Annotated in this window: 11 protein-coding genes; 5 read left to right on the plus strand and 6 right to left on the minus strand. The window is 43.7% G+C overall.

The window, feature by feature from the left end; genetic code table 11:
* Window positions 1-55: 55 nt before the first annotated feature.
* The 6 genes from K9J17_08720 to carB are packed head-to-tail and all read right to left on the minus strand — an operon-like array spanning window position 56 to window position 9,681.
* Window positions 56-1,819 carry a gliding motility-associated C-terminal domain-containing protein gene (locus tag K9J17_08720; protein ID MCF8276803.1) on the minus strand — a complete coding sequence of 588 codons (1,764 nt, stop codon included), beginning with the start codon at window positions 1,817-1,819 and terminating at the stop codon, window positions 56-58.
* 23 nt (window positions 1,820-1,842) lie between these two features.
* Window positions 1,843-2,823: a sulfotransferase gene (locus K9J17_08725; GenBank protein ID MCF8276804.1), complete on the minus strand. Its 981-nt coding sequence runs from the start codon at window positions 2,821-2,823 to the stop codon at window positions 1,843-1,845.
* Window positions 2,820-4,100: a glycosyltransferase family 4 protein gene (locus K9J17_08730; protein ID MCF8276805.1), complete on the minus strand. Its 1,281-nt coding sequence runs from the start codon at window positions 4,098-4,100 to the stop codon at window positions 2,820-2,822. Before K9J17_08730 ends, K9J17_08725 begins: the two co-directional genes overlap by 4 nt.
* 2 nt (window positions 4,101-4,102) lie before the next feature.
* Window positions 4,103-6,526 (minus strand): hypothetical protein, encoded by a 2,424-nt coding sequence (locus K9J17_08735; GenBank protein ID MCF8276806.1) that lies wholly within the window; start codon window positions 6,524-6,526, stop codon window positions 4,103-4,105.
* A gap of 41 nt (window positions 6,527-6,567) precedes the next feature.
* Window positions 6,568-6,849: a DUF4834 family protein gene (locus tag K9J17_08740; GenBank protein MCF8276807.1), complete on the minus strand. Its 282-nt coding sequence runs from the start codon at window positions 6,847-6,849 to the stop codon at window positions 6,568-6,570.
* A gap of 15 nt (window positions 6,850-6,864) precedes the next feature.
* Window positions 6,865-9,681 (minus strand): carbamoyl-phosphate synthase large subunit, encoded by a 2,817-nt coding sequence (gene carB / locus K9J17_08745; protein MCF8276808.1) that lies wholly within the window; start codon window positions 9,679-9,681, stop codon window positions 6,865-6,867.
* 111 nt (window positions 9,682-9,792) lie between these two features.
* Here carB and K9J17_08750 point away from each other — a divergent pair, with 111 nt between their 5' ends.
* From K9J17_08750 to K9J17_08770, 5 genes are all read left to right on the plus strand, one after another.
* The gene (locus K9J17_08750; protein MCF8276809.1) at window positions 9,793-10,614 is read left to right on the plus strand and encodes an alpha/beta hydrolase; all 822 of its coding nucleotides are present in this window, start codon (window positions 9,793-9,795) and stop codon (window positions 10,612-10,614) included.
* A 136-nt stretch (window positions 10,615-10,750) separates the two neighbouring features.
* Window positions 10,751-11,326 (plus strand): sigma-70 family RNA polymerase sigma factor, encoded by a 576-nt coding sequence (locus K9J17_08755; GenBank protein ID MCF8276810.1) that lies wholly within the window; start codon window positions 10,751-10,753, stop codon window positions 11,324-11,326.
* Between the two features lie 8 nt (window positions 11,327-11,334).
* Complete coding sequence (locus K9J17_08760) at window positions 11,335-12,612, plus strand: gliding motility-associated C-terminal domain-containing protein (protein ID MCF8276811.1); 1,278 nt, start codon at window positions 11,335-11,337, stop codon at window positions 12,610-12,612.
* Window positions 12,613-12,650: 38 nt separating this feature from the next.
* Window positions 12,651-14,885 carry a gliding motility-associated C-terminal domain-containing protein gene (locus tag K9J17_08765; GenBank protein MCF8276812.1) on the plus strand — a complete coding sequence of 745 codons (2,235 nt, stop codon included), beginning with the start codon at window positions 12,651-12,653 and terminating at the stop codon, window positions 14,883-14,885.
* 31 nt (window positions 14,886-14,916) lie between these two features.
* Window positions 14,917-18,621 (plus strand): gliding motility-associated C-terminal domain-containing protein, encoded by a 3,705-nt coding sequence (locus K9J17_08770; protein ID MCF8276813.1) that lies wholly within the window; start codon window positions 14,917-14,919, stop codon window positions 18,619-18,621.
* Window positions 18,622-18,892 lie beyond the last annotated feature (271 nt).

Here is an 18,892-nt window from a genome sequence, read left to right on the forward strand (position 1 = left end):
AGGATCAAAGGACGTAATTCACAACTGCTTATTAAACAGCATTTGCTAAAAAGGGTTAATTGTGCCGATAAAGAGTAACCGTACCCTTAAATACCTTTGGTTCGAACGTATTGAATTCTCTTAGTCTGAACTTGTAGACATATAACCCTTGTTTGACGCGCTCATTACTGTTCATGTGCGTTCCATCCCACCACTTTAATGGATTGTCCGTTCGCCAAATGAGGCCTCCCCAACGATCAAAAACTTCCAATTCATAGCTAGCTACCTCGTAATTCAACCCAACTGGACCCCACGTATCGTTTTTTCCGTCACCGTCAGGAGTAAAAGCATTGGGCACGTAAAAAGTGAAAAAGGGATCAACCTCAACATAACCATAAGTGGTATCAACGCATCCAAAACCTGGTTGACCATAAGCTATCAACATCACGAGATAAACTCCAGCCGTATCATACGAATGTTCAGGGTTTTCCTCGTAGGTTGTTTCTCCATCTCCAAAATGCCATTCAAACGAATTTGCTCCTATACTTTCGTTATCAAACAGAACAGTAGGATCGGTGAATTCAACGGGTTTTGATCTTGTTTCGAACGCTGCCGAAGGAGGCTCAATTCGTGGCACAGTTACCACTCCAGTTACTTGGTAGCCGTCTGAATCCTCAACCACCACCGAATAGTTACCCGTTAATAATCCATCAATCAGATTCGTATTTGTGACCGTATCCGTATAGAAATGTGAAGAGTCAGCAATCGTATTCCACATGAAGATATATGGCGGTGTTCCTCCTGTAACCTTCACTTGGGCAAACCCCGTGTGTCTGTAACAAGTGTCTGTACCAACCTCAAACTCCAAAATGAATTCAGGAATTTGCGTTGTATCTATCACAAAACCAGCCAATCCTCCGCTGTTCATTCCGACCCAAGGCCTGTTCAGATTCGAAATATCTATCGTTTCAATATAATTGTCTGGAAGAGTTGAGTTGGTAACATCAAATATCTGAAACGAATTTCCATCATATTTTGCCACGCCTCCAGTCACCGTTCCAATCCACAAGTTTCCGTTCTGATCTTCTGCCAAAGACGAGAGGTCGTTGGAAGGAATACCTGAGTTGGACATCACGTAATCTGTCAATACGGTCCCAACAATGGATGTTAATCTAGTAGTTGAAGCACACCAAATTTTTCCGTCCGTTGTTTGAATCACAACTCTTGAAAAATCGCCTGAGTTGTAATTGGTCCATGTGGCCCCATCAAATTTGCTAATTCCACTGCCCGTTGCAGCCCAAATATTCCCTTGAGAATCTTCCAATACATAGTTAACCCAGTTGTCTGCTATTCCAGAATTAGTTGTGTTGTAAACTGTCCACGTGGCTCCGTCATATTTTACCAATCCTTGTTGACCCGCTGCGGACCAAAGGTTTCCAAACTGATCGGTGGTCATTCCCCAGCTTTCGTACGAAGGAAAACCCGAATTGCCTGGGTTGTAAGTCGTGAAAACAAGAGAATTGGTATCCAACGAAATAATGCCTTGATCCTTAGTTCCCATCCACAATATTCCGTTAGGCGCAAAGGTTAGCGTTCGGAGTTTATCAGACGGAATATTCGAATTGGAGGTGGTGAAACTTGTAATCGTTTCTCCAACTACTTTACCTAATCCGCCATTGAAAGTAGCAACCCAATGCACCTGAGATTGTTGATCATACAATAAAAAATACGCCCGATTGTCCGCTAAACCAGAGTTACCTGTGGTGAAAATATGCCAATTAGGTGGTTGTTGTAATTGAGCAAAAGACGTGATGCTCGACAACAAAAAACCTATGAACATCAGCCATTTTACAGGCGCTGAAATCAGATTTGAGTAAAAACGAACCATCGGTTAAATATAAACCGAAAAAATGTTTCTCCTTGTTCTTTGTTGTAAAATGATTTTCTTGAACTCAACCGTTCGTACTCATATTCTTGCAGAACCAAGCCAGCAACCTCATTCGCGCAAGCAATTTCAATAGGAAGAAGGTCATTTTTCCAACGGTCGGCATGTTTATCAGACACTGCTTCAAATTGTTCCCCTGTCGTACTATTTCCGCCCCACGATTCGCCCAAATGCGATGGACGAAGAAGAATCGGTAGAAATTCGATGTTCAGGAATTCAGAAATCGATTGCATTGTCGATTCTGTTTGAGATAGAATATCCTCGTAGCGAACAACCTTGTAATTCTTGATGTATTTCTGGTTCTCGAACAGATAATGATAACTGTTCCGAAATGTCTTCACCATTCGGTTCAGCAACGGAAACCCTACTCCTACACTCTTGTATTTTCTTAGCGATACAAAGTTGGAATATGGATTGCGCACGATATGAATGAACCGTGCGTCTGGAAACATCTCCGAAAGTTCTATGGCGAATTCGGCATTCTCCACAGATTTTTCGACCACTCGCTTCGAATCGGGCAACAAGCCAGAACTCAAACTTTGATGAATGGACTCCATATATTTTTCAAACATCTGTTTTGTCGAATCATTCTCGCTTAAACTGATGCTATTCTTAAACCGGTCAAGGTCCAATTTACCTGTAACAAAAGTATCTCCCATGGGATCAACAGCTTCGTTGCTGGTCTTGATCCAATCTACCAGATTTTGCTCAATCTGCTTTTTACTTAATCCTTTGGCAGTGTTCTTCCTGTACTCATAATCTACATTTCGATCCGTCAATTGAAAGAAGTGAGACTCGAACGGAACAACAAACAGATCAGGATGACCGCTCAACAAATTCCGAAGCAAGGTTGTGCCTGATTTGTGTGCTCCAAGAATGAAAATTGGCTTCTGATTCATTTTGGAAGATCATCAATCAATTTTGAAAGCGACTTGGTCAACGACCGTCTCGAATACTTTCGAAACGCATCATTTTCAATATTGGCATCATCTCGTTTCCACAAATCAAAACTTGATTCGATAAACGCTGAAATCCCAGCCTCATCAGCATAATTGAACATTTTTCCAGCTCCGGTTTCTGATAGAATTCGTGCTGCATCGCCATCTGTCGGACCAATGGCCAAAATGGGTCGTTTCAGTGCTAAGTATTCAAACATTTTCCCTGTTAGAATTCCTTTGTTGCTTTCCACTTTTGGAATTACCAATAACAGAATACTGCAAGAACCTGCTTTGGCAATGGCCTTTTCGTGACTGAGATAGCCAGTAAATTCGCATCTGGAAGAAACAGATTGGAAATGCGCTTTCAACTCGGAAGGCATATCTCCAATGAATCTGAAACCCACATCCAAGTTGTTTTTTCGCAATGCCGAAAGCAATGAACTTGCGTCATATTGCTCCGTTATCGTTCCCATATAACCAATGGTGAATTCTGGATCTAACGAATAATCGATCTTAAAATCATCTTCATCAAATCCGTTTGGAATCACAGCAACATTCTCTGGTTTGAGATTGGGAGCCAACTCGCGGAATTCATCAGCCAAATTTTGGCTCACCGTAATTACTCTATCAGCCGTTTCCAACACCTGTCGTTCCAACCTGGCATTTCGATTTTTGGCCCAGTTGGTCTGAAGCAGTTCCGATACATAATAGATTTTGGTCCAAGGGTCGCGCATATCTGCAATCCACTTGATCGCTCTTGTTTTCTTCAATTCGAGCCCGATCAGCTGTGTAGAATGAGGTGGTGAAGTAGTGATCACTGTTTCAATCTGAAACTGATCGATCAACTCCTTCGCCTTCGCCACAGCAAAGCGATTCCAGCCTTTCCGCGGATCAGGTATGAACACATTTCCTCTTACAAAACGGGCAAAGCCCTTTACGAGTCCTGAAAGCCCCGATGCACTCTCGTTGGCAAATCCGCTCGAAGGAGCATTTTTACCGAACATCTTGTAAATGGCGTAGGGCTCTGAAGTCTTTGTCGTGTGAACAAATATCCGGTCAGAAACATCAGCAATCAGCGACTCATCGCGTTGCGGATATGTAGCATATTCTGGAGCCACAGTGAGCACATGAACCTCATAACCGAGCTCTGGTAAATACTTTGCGAATTTGAGCCATCGTTGTACTCCTGCGCCTCCGCTAGGCGGCCAGTAGTACGTAATGATGAGCACCTTTTTCAAGGTTACGCTGCTTTTTTCGAGCGGCCATCCAAAGCCACTCCACCAACCACAAATAGAACCAGAAGAATTGAGCCAGCAAGTGACATACTTTCTCCTGTGTAGTACACTTTAGGTTCGAATTTGAACTCTACTTCGTGCTTTCCAGCAGGGACACGCATACTTCTGAGCACATAATCTGCTCTGAAATGTGGCTTCAATTGGCCATCTACGTACGCATTCCAACCATTGGCGAAATAGATTTCGGAGAACACAGCTAACTGTTCTGTACTTGCCTCAGTGGCATACTTCAAATAATTCGGTTTGTACTCCAAGAAGTAGATTCCAGCAGCGCTATCTACCGAAGCTTGAAATCCACTTAGTTCTTGCTCAAATCGTTTGTCGATAATGGCTAGTCTTTGTGGGTTGAAATCATCATCACTAAGCGCTGCCAATTCCTCGTCTGCATTTTCTACAATTCTCAGATCATCCACAAACCAAGCATTTCCAAGTGCCAATGGATTTCTTCTTACGGTTGGACGACCTTCCTTATCTGGTGTGATGAAATATTTGGTATTCAACATATTCAGCACTGCCAAATTGGTTTTGCTGATACACGAATCAATCAGTTCCTGATAACGTTTCAACTTGGCGCCATGATATCCACCAATGGACTTGTGGAAATAGGAAGTCTTAGAATCGTTGAACGTGTTTGCTGCTAAGTTGATGACGCGGAAATTCGGGTCTGAATCTGCCAGTATCTGCTGATCAGCAGCAGTTGGGGTAATGATGTTCTTGTTCTTGCGAGCACTCACAAAATCATCCTCATCCAAATAGCGCTTGTCCACTTGAACCAGATCTATTAACACCAAAACCGCAATAATTATGGCGGCCACATTCGCATTCACCTTTTTGTTGATGGCTCCGAAAAGTATAGCTGCGCTGATCAGAATGAACAACAGCGACCTCAAGGCATCCGACTGCAACAGTGATTCTCTGTCATTGAGCAGAGCAGCTACCAACCAATCAGGAAATCCTGCATTGGCCAATTGCGCATCGTTTGGTGATGAGAAATCGAAGAACGCGCCCGGAAGTAAAACGAAAAGAAGGCAGATTCCACCCACGATGCCAACAGCGATCATCAAATTCTTCGTCATCGCTTGCTTATCGCTTGCATCGAGGAATTTTTTCAGACCAAGAACAGCAGCAATGGGCAAAATGAGCTGCGCGATAACCAAGGTCATGGAAACCGCTCTGAACTTGTTGTAGCCAGGAACATAATTGAAAAACAGGTCGGAGAAGAATGCGAAATTGTGTCCCCACGAAAGCATGATAGAAAGAACAAATGCTGCGATCAACCACCATTTATTGCTTGATTCAATGATCAGAAAACCGAGCATGGCCAAAAAGCAAATGATGGCGCCCAAATAAACCGGGCCAGAAGTGAAGGGTTGCGTTCCCCAATAAAGCGGCAGACTGGAAATGATGCCTTTCGCCTGATTTTTCGGAATTCCCTTATCAACCATTGCTTCGAAAACTTCCGACTTCTCGTCCAAACTTCCTTGCGATGAACCTCCCATGAAATCGGGAATGAGCAATGTGAAGGTCTCTCCTACTCCATAACTCCATCGCATGGCGTAATCTTTATCGAGGCCGGAACTTTCCTGTTTGCTGGAAAGCTCAGATTTTCCGCGCATGGTTTCCGCGCCATAATCGGCAGTGGTCCAAAGGCCAGAAATATTGGGGCCAATGGCGATGAATGCTGCCACAACCATCACTCCTGTTGCTTTGGCAAAATTGGGAATCGTGCCATTTTTGATGGCATCAACCAATTTAGATGCTCCAAGAATGAGTACAACGAGAAGCAGATAATAGGTTATTTGAAGGTGATTGGTGGCAATTTCCAAGGAAAGAAAAAGGGCAAGAAGAGCCGAACCAAGGAAAAATCTGCCTTTGTAAGTGAGCAGAATGGCACCGATAACTGGAGCCATGAACGCCATAGCAAACGCCTTGGAATTGTGTCCCGCTTCAAGAATAATAACCGAATACGATGCCATCGCGAAGCCGATTGAACCGACCAACGCATAGCGCCAACCCACGCCCATCATCAAGAACATGAAATACGCTCCAGCCATCATCCAAAAGAGATAATTGGCAGGTTTGGGCACAATGGAATTCATGGCCGTAAGCAATTGCCGACTCCAATTGTTCGGGTACAATACGGAAATCTGATAAGCAGGCATTCCACCGAACATGGAATTGGTCCAAAGCGGTTCTTCTCCAGTTTCCTCTCTAAAATCAGCAATCTCTTGGCTCATCCCCAAGAAGTTGACAATATCCGATTGGAACAACTCCTTACCCTGCAACAATGGATGCATGTAGGCCAAAGCGATGGCAGCAAAAACAAGCAGTACCACAACATGTGGTATGAGACCTTTCAGTTTTTCCATAATGGGGAGATTGAGATGTTTTCCGAAGCCATTTTCAGCTTCTAATCTTTGATTTCTTCGAACTCTACATATTCACCTTCAGAATCGGAAACCGTTCCTGATTTGTGCTTTTCTGCACCTTTCTGAATGATGACATCACCTTCGTGATCTGCGTAGTTATTGCCTGCTTGCTGATCGTAAGCCTGACGCATTCTGTCCTCCATGTTCTGCTGCGCCTTTTCGACCACTTTTTTGGCAACTACAGGAAAAAACAGCCTGAAAAGCAGTTTCCAAACGTAATAGACAACTACAAGAAATAGTATGGTTTTCAGTACGCCAAACATGCAGCACGATAAAGTTTAGCGGCTAAGATATAGGTTACGCTCCGAATAAATTTCGCGGAAGAACTCGTCATTGAGGTCATCAATAAAACGTATTGCTTCTCCAGTCGACTTCATTTCGGGGCCTAATTCCTTGTTTACGTTCGGGAATTTATCGAACGAGAACACCGGAATTTTAATTGCGTAGCCTTCTTTATGCGGATTGAATTTAAAGTCTTTTAACATCTTCTCGCGCATCATCACCTTGGTGGCGTAGTTCACATAAGGTTCGCGATAAGCCTTGGCGATGAACGGAACCGTTCTCGAAGCTCGTGGATTGGCCTCGATAATGTAAACCAATTCATCTTTGACAGCAAATTGAATGTTGATCAACCCGATGGTTTTCAGCGCCATGGCAATCGTGCGCGTGTGCCGATCAATCTGTTCAAGCACATTTTCGCTCAAGTCGAATGTTGGAAGCAGCGCGTAGCTATCGCCAGAATGAATTCCAGCTGGTTCGATGTGCTCCATCACTCCAAGAATCTGAACATCTACGCCATCGCAGATTGCATCCGCTTCGGCTTCGATGGCTCCTTCTAAGAAGTGGTCGAGAAGAATTCGATTGCCTGGAATATCTTTCAACAGATCAACCACATGATTTTCGAGTTCTTTCTCGTTGATCACAATCTTCATGTTCTGTCCGCCAAGAACGTATGAAGGGCGGACAAGCAGTGGAAATCCAAGGTCTTTGCAAAGCTCCAGAGCTGTATCTGCATCTTCGGCCACTCCAAATTTCGGATACGGAATTCCGTGTTCTTTAAGTAGTTCGGAGAAACGACCGCGATCTTCGGCAAGATCGAGCGATTGAAAATCGGTTCCGATGATCTTAATGCCATATCGCTCCAGTTTCTCTGCCAATTTCAAGGCAGTTTGTCCACCAAGCTGCACAATGACGCCTTCAGGCTTTTCGTGCAAAATGATATCATATATATGTTCCCAAAAAACGGGTTCGAAATAGAGCTTATCGGCCACATCAAAATCCGTAGAAACCGTTTCGGGATTACAATTGATCATGATGGTTTCGTAGCCACATTCTTTGGCCGCCAAAACGCCATGAACGCAGCAGTAATCGAACTCAATTCCTTGTCCGATACGATTTGGACCTGAACCTAAAACAACAATTTTCTTCTTGTCGGAAACAACACTTTCGTTCTTATCCTCAAACGTGGAATAGTAATATGGTGTTTGAGCCGGAAACTCAGCAGCACAGGTATCAACCAATTTGTAAACACGTTGAATATTGAAATCCTGCCGTTTATTGAACACTTCGCTTTCCCAACAATTCAGGAGGTGAGCAATTTGTCTATCAGCATAGCCTTTTTGCTTCGCTTCGTAAAGCAAGGCCTTCGGCAATGTTTCCAATTTGTGGCGCTCAATCTCGTTTTCCAACTCAATCATCTCGTGGATCTGATTCAGAAACCACTTATCAATGCGCGTTATCTTTTGGATGGTAGAAACCGGGATTCCGAGTTTAAAAGCATCATAAATGTGGAACAAACGGTTCCAACTCGCGTGCTTCAAACTATGGAGAATCTGGTCTTGATTCCGAAGTTCCTTTCCATCGGCACCAAGTCCATTCCGTTTAATTTCCAGTGACTGACAAGCTTTTTGCAATGCCTCTTGGAACGTGCGTCCAATTCCCATCACCTCACCAACAGATTTCATCTGAAGTCCCAATTCGCGATCTGCTCCTTTGAACTTGTCGAAATTCCAACGTGGAATCTTTACGATCACGTAATCGAGCGTTGGCTCAAAAAACGCTGAAGTTGTTTTGGTTATCTGATTCTGAAGTTCATCCAAATTATAACCGATGGCCAGTTTGGCTGCAATCTTAGCAATTGGATAACCTGTGGCTTTTGATGCTAAGGCAGAAGAACGACTAACCCGTGGATTGATCTCGATGGCGATGATGTCTTCCTTTTCGTCATCGCTAACAGCGAACTGCACGTTACAACCTCCAGCAAAATTGCCGATAGAACGCATCATGTGAATGGCCATATCGCGCATTCGCTGATAGGTCTTATCACTCAATGTCATGGCCGGTGCAACGGTGATTGAATCGCCCGTGTGAATTCCCATCGGGTCGAAATTCTCGATGGAACAGATGATGATAACGTTGTCATTATTGTCGCGCAGCAACTCCAACTCGAATTCTTTCCATCCGAGCACGGCTTTATCGATCATCACCTCATGGATAGGAGAAAGATGCAATCCGCGATTCAATAGATTATCGAAATCTTCTTGCTCGTAAACAATGGCTGCTCCTGCTCCACCAAGTGTGTAAGATGCGCGGATGCAAAGCGGAAATCCGAATTTCTGAGCAACTTCTTTTCCTTCCAGAAATGATTTGGCCGTAGCCTGCGGTGCCATTGCAACTCCGATCTTTTCCATCAGTTTGCGGAACTTCTCGCGGTCTTCTGTTACTTCGATGGCTTCCACATCCACACCGATCATTCGCACACCATACTTTTTCCAAATTCCCATTTCCTTGCATTTGATGGCAAGGTTGAGTGCTGTTTGACCACCCATTGTAGGTAAAACACAATCGATCTTGTGCTTCTCAAGTATCTCAATGATACTTTTTGGCTCAAGCGGGTTCAGATAAACGTTATCGGCTGTAACCGGATCGGTCATAATGGTTGCCGGATTGGAATTGATAAGTGTCACCTCAATTCCTTCCTCGCGAAGTGAGCGCGATGCTTGAGAACCAGAATAATCGAATTCGCATGCTTGGCCGATCACTATTGGACCGGAACCAATGATCAAAACTGATTTTATGGAAGTATCTCTAGGCATATTTCACTTATTTTTTTGGACGGCTCAAATTCCTGCGAAGTTAGTATCTATGCGGAGGCGACTTTGTCAAAAACAAGGTCAGTTTTAAACATTTTATCCCCGAAACGAAACTTGCGCAAAACACTTAAAATAGGACGCGTTGATTGGACCTATCTTGACAGTGGTAGTGGTGATGAGGTTTGGCTTGCATTTCACGGCTTTGGGCAAGAAGCAGAAGTGATGATGCACTTTATGAAAAACATGAAGCCAACTGCCCGAATCCTAAGTTTCGACCTTCCGCTTCACGGGAATACGATAATTAAGGGTGAAGCAATTAGAATAGGAGACGTTGCAGATCTCCTAGGAAAAGCACTCCGCGAAACTGGTGCTTCAAGTTGTTCCTTGGTTGGCTTCAGTTTGGGTGGGAAAATCGTCTTGAAACTGGTAGAACTCGTTCCAGGAAGAATTAAAGAAATCATACTTATTGCACCTGATGGACTCAGAGTAAATCCGCTTTACTGGTTTGTGACCAACACATTAATAGGAAAAGGATTATTCCAATTGGTGATCAGATTCCCGCAGCCTTTGCTATCGACATCCAAACTGCTTGGCAATTTGGGCCTGATGAATAAAAAGATCGATGAATTTGTGTCGTCTCAACTCAGCACAAGGGAAAAACGTGAAAAAGTGCTCAAAACCTGGATAACCTTTAAGAACCTGACTCCAAACTTAAAAGACGTTCGAAGTAAGATATGGCGCTATCATATTAAACCAACGTTGGTTTTTGGAACATACGACCGCGTAATTCATCCAAAGTTGGCGAAGAAGCTTTCTGGCAGCAATTGCACGACTTCTGAAGTGATAATGATCGATTCCGGCCACAACCTCATTACAAAAAAACACGCGTTGTTCCTCAAGTCCAAGCTAGATCCCGATCAGCAGCTTACCAGCTAGACACCAACTTCAAAATCGTCACCAAATTGGATGATTCCATCCATCGCAGTTCATTTAGTTTTCGCGGCTGCGTATCTTGCGGAAAATTCAGCGCAGCCAAAGCAACCTGCAGAAATTACCCTCGTTATCTAATCGCGTGCAACCAACCGACCAAGAGCTCCAAGATCTAATAGCGGGTTGTCTTAAAAACGACCGCAGATGCCAGCAGAAGATCTATGAACAGTTTTATGGAAAGATGTTGAGCGTATGTATGAGGTATACGAAAGACCTTGATCAGGCAAAAGAGTTGGTGCAAGAAGGATTTATCAAGCTTTTCGGAAACTTAGAGAAATACAAGAACGATGGTTCTTTTGAAGGTTGGGTACGAAGGATTTTCACAAACAATGCGATTGACTCGTTCAGACGGAAAAAACATCAAGATCTGGTGCCAGATGATGATTATCAAGTACTGAATTTGGCAGATGAGAAAGATGAACATGAATTTTTAGATCCGGAAGAGGAAACCATTCAGCCAAAACACGTCATAGAAGCAATGCAGCAACTTTCACCAGCATATCAGATGGTTTTTAACCTGTATGTGATGGAAAATTTCTCGCATCAGGAAATAGCAGATGAACTTGGAATAAGCGTTGGCACATCCAAATCGAACTTGGCGAAAGCCCGAATGAACATGAAGAAGCTTTTGAAGAAGCAATTTGCCGACCGATTTTAATATAGAATATGAGCAACCCATTCGATAATAAATTAAAGGAGAGTCTCGAGCAATTCGAGATGCCTTATGATGCAAATGCCTGGGCAGAGCTGGAGAAGCAGCTTCCTAAAAGTGGCGGTGCTTCAACAAACAGGTTTAGCTGGAAAGCGGCTGCGTTAATAGCAGTGCTAGCTTCATCCGTTGCAACGCTTTTGTATTTGAATTCAGATACGGAAAGCACTAATTCGACTGAACAGACTGAATTGGTTCATGAGCAATCAACCATTCAAGAATCAGCTTCCGAACAAAAAGATGAAGTGATTGTAGCTAAGAAATCGAATCATACCATCAACGCTTCTGAATCTGAGGCTGTAGAGTCTGAAAAAATGGTTCCAGTGGTGGCAGATCAAAATCCTGAAGCCCAAAAATCTGATTCTGAGAATGATGCACAACTACCAATTCCTCTTACCGCAAGTACTGATACGAAAACAGTGCCTACCGAAAAACCTACCACACCTAAGCCTCAAATAAAGCCTTTGGTTGTGAATGTCATTCCGAGTGCTTTGCAGGTTTGCGTTGGAGAAGATCTCAGCTTCCTCGTCACATCATCTGACCCTAAGGCAATCATGAGCTGGGATTTTGGTGATGAGACATCAAGTCGAGAGCAGAATCCATCACACAGATACGTAAACCAAGGCGATTATTCAGTTGTGCTGAAAGCGGAAAACGCCAACCAAACTACAGAACAATTGGTTGCCATAACGGTTAAATCGAAGCCAATGGCAACGCTTGAGTCAATCAAAAGGTTGGATCAATTTGAATCTATTCCTCTCTACGATTTTAACACAACTCTACAACCTAGAGAAACGGCTATTTGGGAATTTTCTGACGGAGCAATTGTAAAGGGAGAAAAATCAAGTCGTTTATTCACAGAGGCTGGTAAGCCAAGTGTCAAGCTAACTGTAACAAATATTTCAGGTTGTAGCACTTCTGAAATCTGGGAAGAAGATAGTCGTGATAAGTTCGACATTTTGGCTCCAACGATATTCACTCCAGACGGAAACAATGATAATGAAACATTCATGCCTGCTACCTTGCCATTTATCGGAATAGACTTCGAATTCAACGTCTTGGACCAGAAAGGCCAAACGGTTTTCCGAACAAATAATCCTGATGAAAGATGGAATGGAAAACTGAATAATACCGGTGAAAAATTAGGCCCGGGAACCTACATCTGGACCGTTGTTCTAAAAGAAGACATCGCGAAGAAAAAAGTATTCAACGGAACAATTATACTTCAGCGCTAGGTGCAATTCGTATCTTTGAAAATTAGCAAATTGTTAAAATGAACTACCTCAACTTGAACAAATCATTAATCACCATTGTAGGATGCTTGGCAATCGTACTTTTTCATTGCTCGCCTAGTTCCGTCAGTGCTCAAACTGTGGATGTCGGACCACCCGACACTTCCGTTTGTAACGGAACGCCAATAACCTTAACTGCCATTACCACAGGTGTTGTTGGGACTCCAACATTCACAGATTTTTCATTCAATGTGGATGACCAACATGGACCTGTTGTAGATATTGGATTTCCATTCGATTACTTCGGAAATACTTATACTCAATGTGTTGTGTCCACTAACGGGTATATCACCTTCGATCTTGCTACAGCCAACACTGGCTCTCCGTGGAGCATCAACAATGCTAGTCCAACCCCTGGAGTTCCAGATAATTCAATCATGTTCCCATGGCAAGACATCAATCCTGGATCAGGGTCAGGAGGCACGAAATCTGCTGATTGCGGTGACGGAACCTTTATCGTTGATTTCGTGGATATTGCTATGTTCAGCTGCACAAGCTTGAACTTTTCCATGCAAGTGAAACTTTATCAAGGCAGCAATATCATAGAAACATATATTGCAAACAAACCATTATGCACAACATGGAACGGAGGTGCAGCCATCCATGGTCTTGAAAATGCAACAGGAACACAATCGGTTATCGTTCCTGGAAGAAATTTTCCAACGCAATGGTCAACTACTAACGATGCTGTGAGATTTACACCTGATGGTTTTGGAAGCTATACCATAGACCAAACCATTCCTTTCAATCCTACTCCTGTTGGAAATGAGACAATAGAATGGACAGATGGCCAAGGCAATGTGCTTGGTTCTACCAATTCTATTACTGTAACACCAATTGCACCCACATGGTATTATTGCACTTATCGTTCTGCTTGTTCAGCCATAACAGTTTCAGATTCAATTCTAGTCACACTTGGTAATGTGAATATCTCAACCCAGCCAACAGATGCTTCATGCTTTGGCTTTGCAGATGGCTTTGTAAAAGTTGACCCTGTTGGAAGTGCTTATCCAGTATCACTTGCATTAAGCGACCCAAGCGGAACACAACTTCAATTAGTAAACGGTGTTTACGGTATCGACACCCTTTTCGGATTGGTTGCTGGAGATTATACGGCAACAGTTACCGATGGTGTAGGCTGCCAAACATCATTGGATTTCACTATTGACGAGCCGACCCTTTTGGTTCCCAATGCCGGGCATTTCGATATATTATGTAATGGTTATGATGACGGCAAGGCGTATTCGTATCCTTTCGGTGGAATTGGTCCGTATGAAACTGTTTGGAATGACCCACTGGCCCAAACAACCGATACCGCCTATTGGCTTGCTCCTGGCGCGTATACACTCACGGTAACTGATGCACAAAATTGCGTTTCCGATACGACACTATCCATATCTGAACCGCTACCGCTTATCATAACGATGAGCTCAGGAGCTGATACTTGTTTGTATACAAATGGCGCGGTTAGAGCTGTTGTGCAAGGCGGAACTGTTCCGTACATCTACACGTGGAACAATCTTGGTGGCGATTCTGCCAACTTCGACATGGACAGCGTCAATTACGCTTGGAGTTTGCTCTCCAACCTTTCCCAAGGTGAATATGGCGTTCTTGTAACTGATGCTAACGGATGTTTTATTGAAAGCAGCATTTCTGTACCTGTGATTCCACCTCCCTATGCAGACTTCTTAAGCCGTTCAAAGCCGCTGGAATTCGTAGACCCTGAGGTTCAGTTTGACAACGAAAGCTCTGCGGCATTGACATACGAATGGCATTTTGGAGACAGTCAGATTTCTTACGAAGAGAACCCACTGCATTCTTACGACACTGCAGGTGTGTTCTTAGTGATGATGATAGCCTACAACGACCCACAATATGGATGTGCTGACACTACATTCAAGTACATTGAAGTGGAGCCGATGTTCACCTTCTATATTCCTAGCGGATTTACGCCAGATGATGACGGCCTGAACGATACATGGGGACCTTCTGGTCAGAATTTCCAATATGCAAGCTACAATGTCAAGATTTTCGACAGATGGGGAAAATTGATCTGGCAAACTGACAATCCAGACAAGTTTTGGGATGGAACTTATCAAAGCTCACTTAAGCCAGTAAAGCAAGGCATGTATGTTTATGTGTTCGATCTGAAAAAATCGAGTACGTTTGAACCAAAGACAATTACAGGAACTGTTTCTTTGTACAGGCACAAGTAAATTACATGAACTTGCAGAATCCAGAATTCAAATGATTTTCCACTATATACGAAGGACCGTTTGTCTTTTATTTATAATTGGTATCTCATTTCATACTGCCTTCGCCCAACCTGGCTGTCCAAACATTACCTGCGGACCAAACCAAATTGTTGATTGCAATGTAAATTGTGCGAATCTGACTGCAACTGTTCTGGAAACAGGAGCAACCACGACCTACACCGTTTCGTCAACTCCTTATGCACCGCCAGCGCCATTTACAGGAGGCACGGCACAGTTCATTAACACCGATGATATTTGGGGCGATATTATCACCTTACCCTTTAACTTCTGCTTCTACGGTACCAGTTACAATCAACTTGTGATCGGAGCAAATGGTCTACTGACATTTGACCTTACTCAAGCAAATCAATATTGTGCTTGGGAATATACCGCAACGTGTCCAACTACCACCCCGCCTGGAGCTCCAAATTACGGTCTATATACAAACTCGATCATGGGTGCATATCATGATATTGATCCATCTGTGTGCACCGGTTTGTTTAATCCAGTCTGTCCTGCAGACATTAACTACATAATCGGAGGCTCTGCTCCATGTAGAACTTTTACTGTGAATTTCACAACCGTACCACTGTATAGTTGCAATAATCTGGAAACAACTCAACAGATCGTTCTGTACGAAACAACAAATATTATTGAAGTATATCTTCAGAATAAACCAGCATGCGCAAGTTGGAACAGTGGAAACTCAACTGTAGGAATCCAAGACGCCACGGGTGCAAACGGCATCACACCTCCAGGAAGGAACACTGGTAATTGGAGTGCCAGCAATGAAGCTTGGAGGTTTACGCCAAGCGGTGCTCCCAACTACGTTGTAAACTGGTACGATGGAGGAAATCTTGTTGGAACAGGTCTTACGCTCAATGTTTGCCCAAGCGCTACCACTACGTACGATGCTGAGGTTGTTTACACAAATTGTGATGGTGCCGTAGTAACGGTAACGGACCAAGTAACTGTTACTCAAAACAGCACCGTTTCTGTAAACGTTAATCCAACCATTGCTAATATCTGTAGTGGTCAATCAGTAAGTGCTACCGCAAGCAGTCCAAACGCAGGCATTGTATACTCTTGGTCGCCTGCAACTGGTCTTTCAACTACTTCTGGCCCTACAGTCACGGCATCTCCTACTACTACTACACTTTACACTGTGACTGGTGATGATGGTAATTGTGCAGCGAGTGCAAACGTAAATGTGGTAGTGGTAGATATTCAATTGCAAACTAGCTCAACTGATGCTTCGTGCGCAGGAGATGATGGTACCGCAACTGTGACTCCTTCGGGCGGAGTTGCTCCATACGCCTATTCGTGGTCGACAGTTCCAGCTCAAAACACACAAACTGCAACGGGATTGGCAGCCGGAAACTATGATGTGACGGTGACCGATGCTACGGGGTGTTCTCAAACAACTACCGTTACAGTTTCGCTTACGCTAGGTTCTTTATCACCTCCAACAATGACTTCAACAGATGCTGTGTGTACCTCAGCAAATGGAACAGCAACTGCGACCCCGATAGACGGGATTGCTCCATACACCTATTCTTGGAATACGAACCCAGTGCAAACGACTCAAACAGCAACAGGGCTTACCGCTGGCACGTACACAGCAACAATCACCGATAATGGAGGCTGCAGTGCTTCCAATACTGTAATTGTAGGAATTGATCCTGGTAACTTGAGTGTTGCAATTTCTTCGTTCGCAGACGCCCTTTGCAACGGTTCATGCGATGGAACAGCCACTGCTTTGGCGCAAAATGGCACAGCACCTTTCCAATATGCATGGGACGACCCAACATTTCAACAAACAAGCGTTGCAACAGGGCTTTGCGCGAACACTTATAACGTTGGTGTTGCGGATGCAAACGGATGCCTTGCAACGGCTCAAGTGGTCATTACAGAACCAACACCAATTGTAGCAAATGCCGTGATGGACAACCAATCCAATTGCGGTAATCCTGATGGTGGAGCCAGCGTTGTGGCTAGTGGTGGTACTGTCGCGGTTGATTATACTTACACTTGGAATTCAGTTCCTCCTCAAATAACCGCAACTGCTGTTGGACTTCTTCCTGGAAACTATACGGTTTCCGTTACTGACGATAATGGATGCTCTGAAATAGCAAATGTGGTTGTTACTTCAACACCTGGATTTACTGCTAGCATCACGTCATCTACCGATGTTAGCTGTTTCCTAGGCTGCGATGGCAACGCTACAGTTCAAGAATCTGGAACTGCCGTGTTGCCCGTTACATATTCGTGGAACACGGTTCCAGTTCAGCAATCTGCAACAGCAACGAACCTTTGCGCTGGCAGTTACACGGCAACGATCACCGATAATGTTGGGTGTATCGCTACTGCTAGCGTTACCATCGCTGAACCTACCAAGGTTACTGCGAATGCTATCAATAGTTCAAACTTGATCTGTATTGGAGAATCTTCGGATTTAACGGCTTCTGCATTTGGTGGAACTCCTCCGTACCTAAACTTTGGCTGGACATCAAATCCGAACGATCCTACTTTGAATGCAACGCAGCAAAATCAAACTGTTAGCCCGTTGGTGACCACCACTTACACGCTAATTGCTATTGATGCCAACGGCTGCACAACCGCTCCAGTGACTACTACTGTGCAAGTAAGAGACCCATTGACATTGAGCGTTACGCGTCCGATTTTCAGTCCAGACACTGGAATTTGCCCATACGATTTTGCCGTAATTGACCTTCAGGCTTTTGGAGGTGATGGTGATTACAGATACTTCTTAGCCCCAGATAACCTCAACCCAGTTGTATTGCCAATGCAGGTTCAACCAAATACAACAACTACTTACAATTTCAATGTACTTGATGGTTGCACAACGCCACCAGCATTTGCATCTTCCACTATTACTGTGTTCGTTATTCCTACCGTAGATTTTATCGGAGACGACCTTTCAGGATGTGATGTGCACACGGTTCAATTTTCGGATGAAACAACTCCAAACCCGGTTCTTTGGAACTGGAGTTTCGGTGACCCAAATTCATCGGCAAATACCAGTACGGCAGAAAATCCTGTGCACGAATTCTCTGGTCCTGGATTGTATAGCATCAGTTTACATGTTAAATCGGCTGAAGGCTGTATTTCTGACAGTACTAAGAATTCGTATGTGGAAGTTTTTCCGCTTCCAATTGCCAGATTTGATCTCAATCCTGAAAAAACCAATGTTTTGGATGGAACGATTCAGTTCACCGACCAATCTATTGGAGACATAGCCGCTTGGAGCTGGAATTTTGGAGACGGTGAAATTTCCGACATACAGAATCCTGAACATAATTATCAAGATACTGGAACTTTTACCGTTTGGCTTTTGGTGACAACCGTGGACGGCTGTGAGGATGAAACGACACGTCAAGTGGAAATTGAACCTGACTTCATGTTCTATGTTCCTAACGCCTTCTCTCCAAACAGAGATGGAAAAAATGATCTATTCCGTGGATACGGAGAGGGAGTAGATTGGAACACGTACCAGATGAGCATTTTCAACCGATGGGGTGAAGAATTGTACTTCACAAGCAACATTGATGAGCCTTGGAATGGATGGTTCAAGAACCAAGAGGTTCCGAATGATGTGTATGTATATACGATCAGAATATTCGACCTAAAGGGTAACGAACACAATTACTGGGGTCACGTTACACTCTACCGCTAGAGGCATTTCAAGTCTGTCATTCGCATAACATTTAGATCTTACCTGAATAAATACCTTTTCCAAGAAATCTTAACATTAAACCGTTAAGATTAAACGAATTTGTGCAACTTGACCTTTGAATGAGCAACCTACGCAACCGTAGATAGTCTTGTTCAGTAACCAATCAAAATAACTCGTGCAATCGACCAACCTCCTTCATTTTAGGACCAGCAGTCTACTCTTAATACCGCTTCTCCTATTTTCATCGTCTTTATTCTCACAAAATCCTGAA

This window comes from Flavobacteriales bacterium (assembly GCA_021739695.1).
GTDB lineage: Bacteria > Bacteroidota > Bacteroidia > UBA10329 > UBA10329 > UBA10329.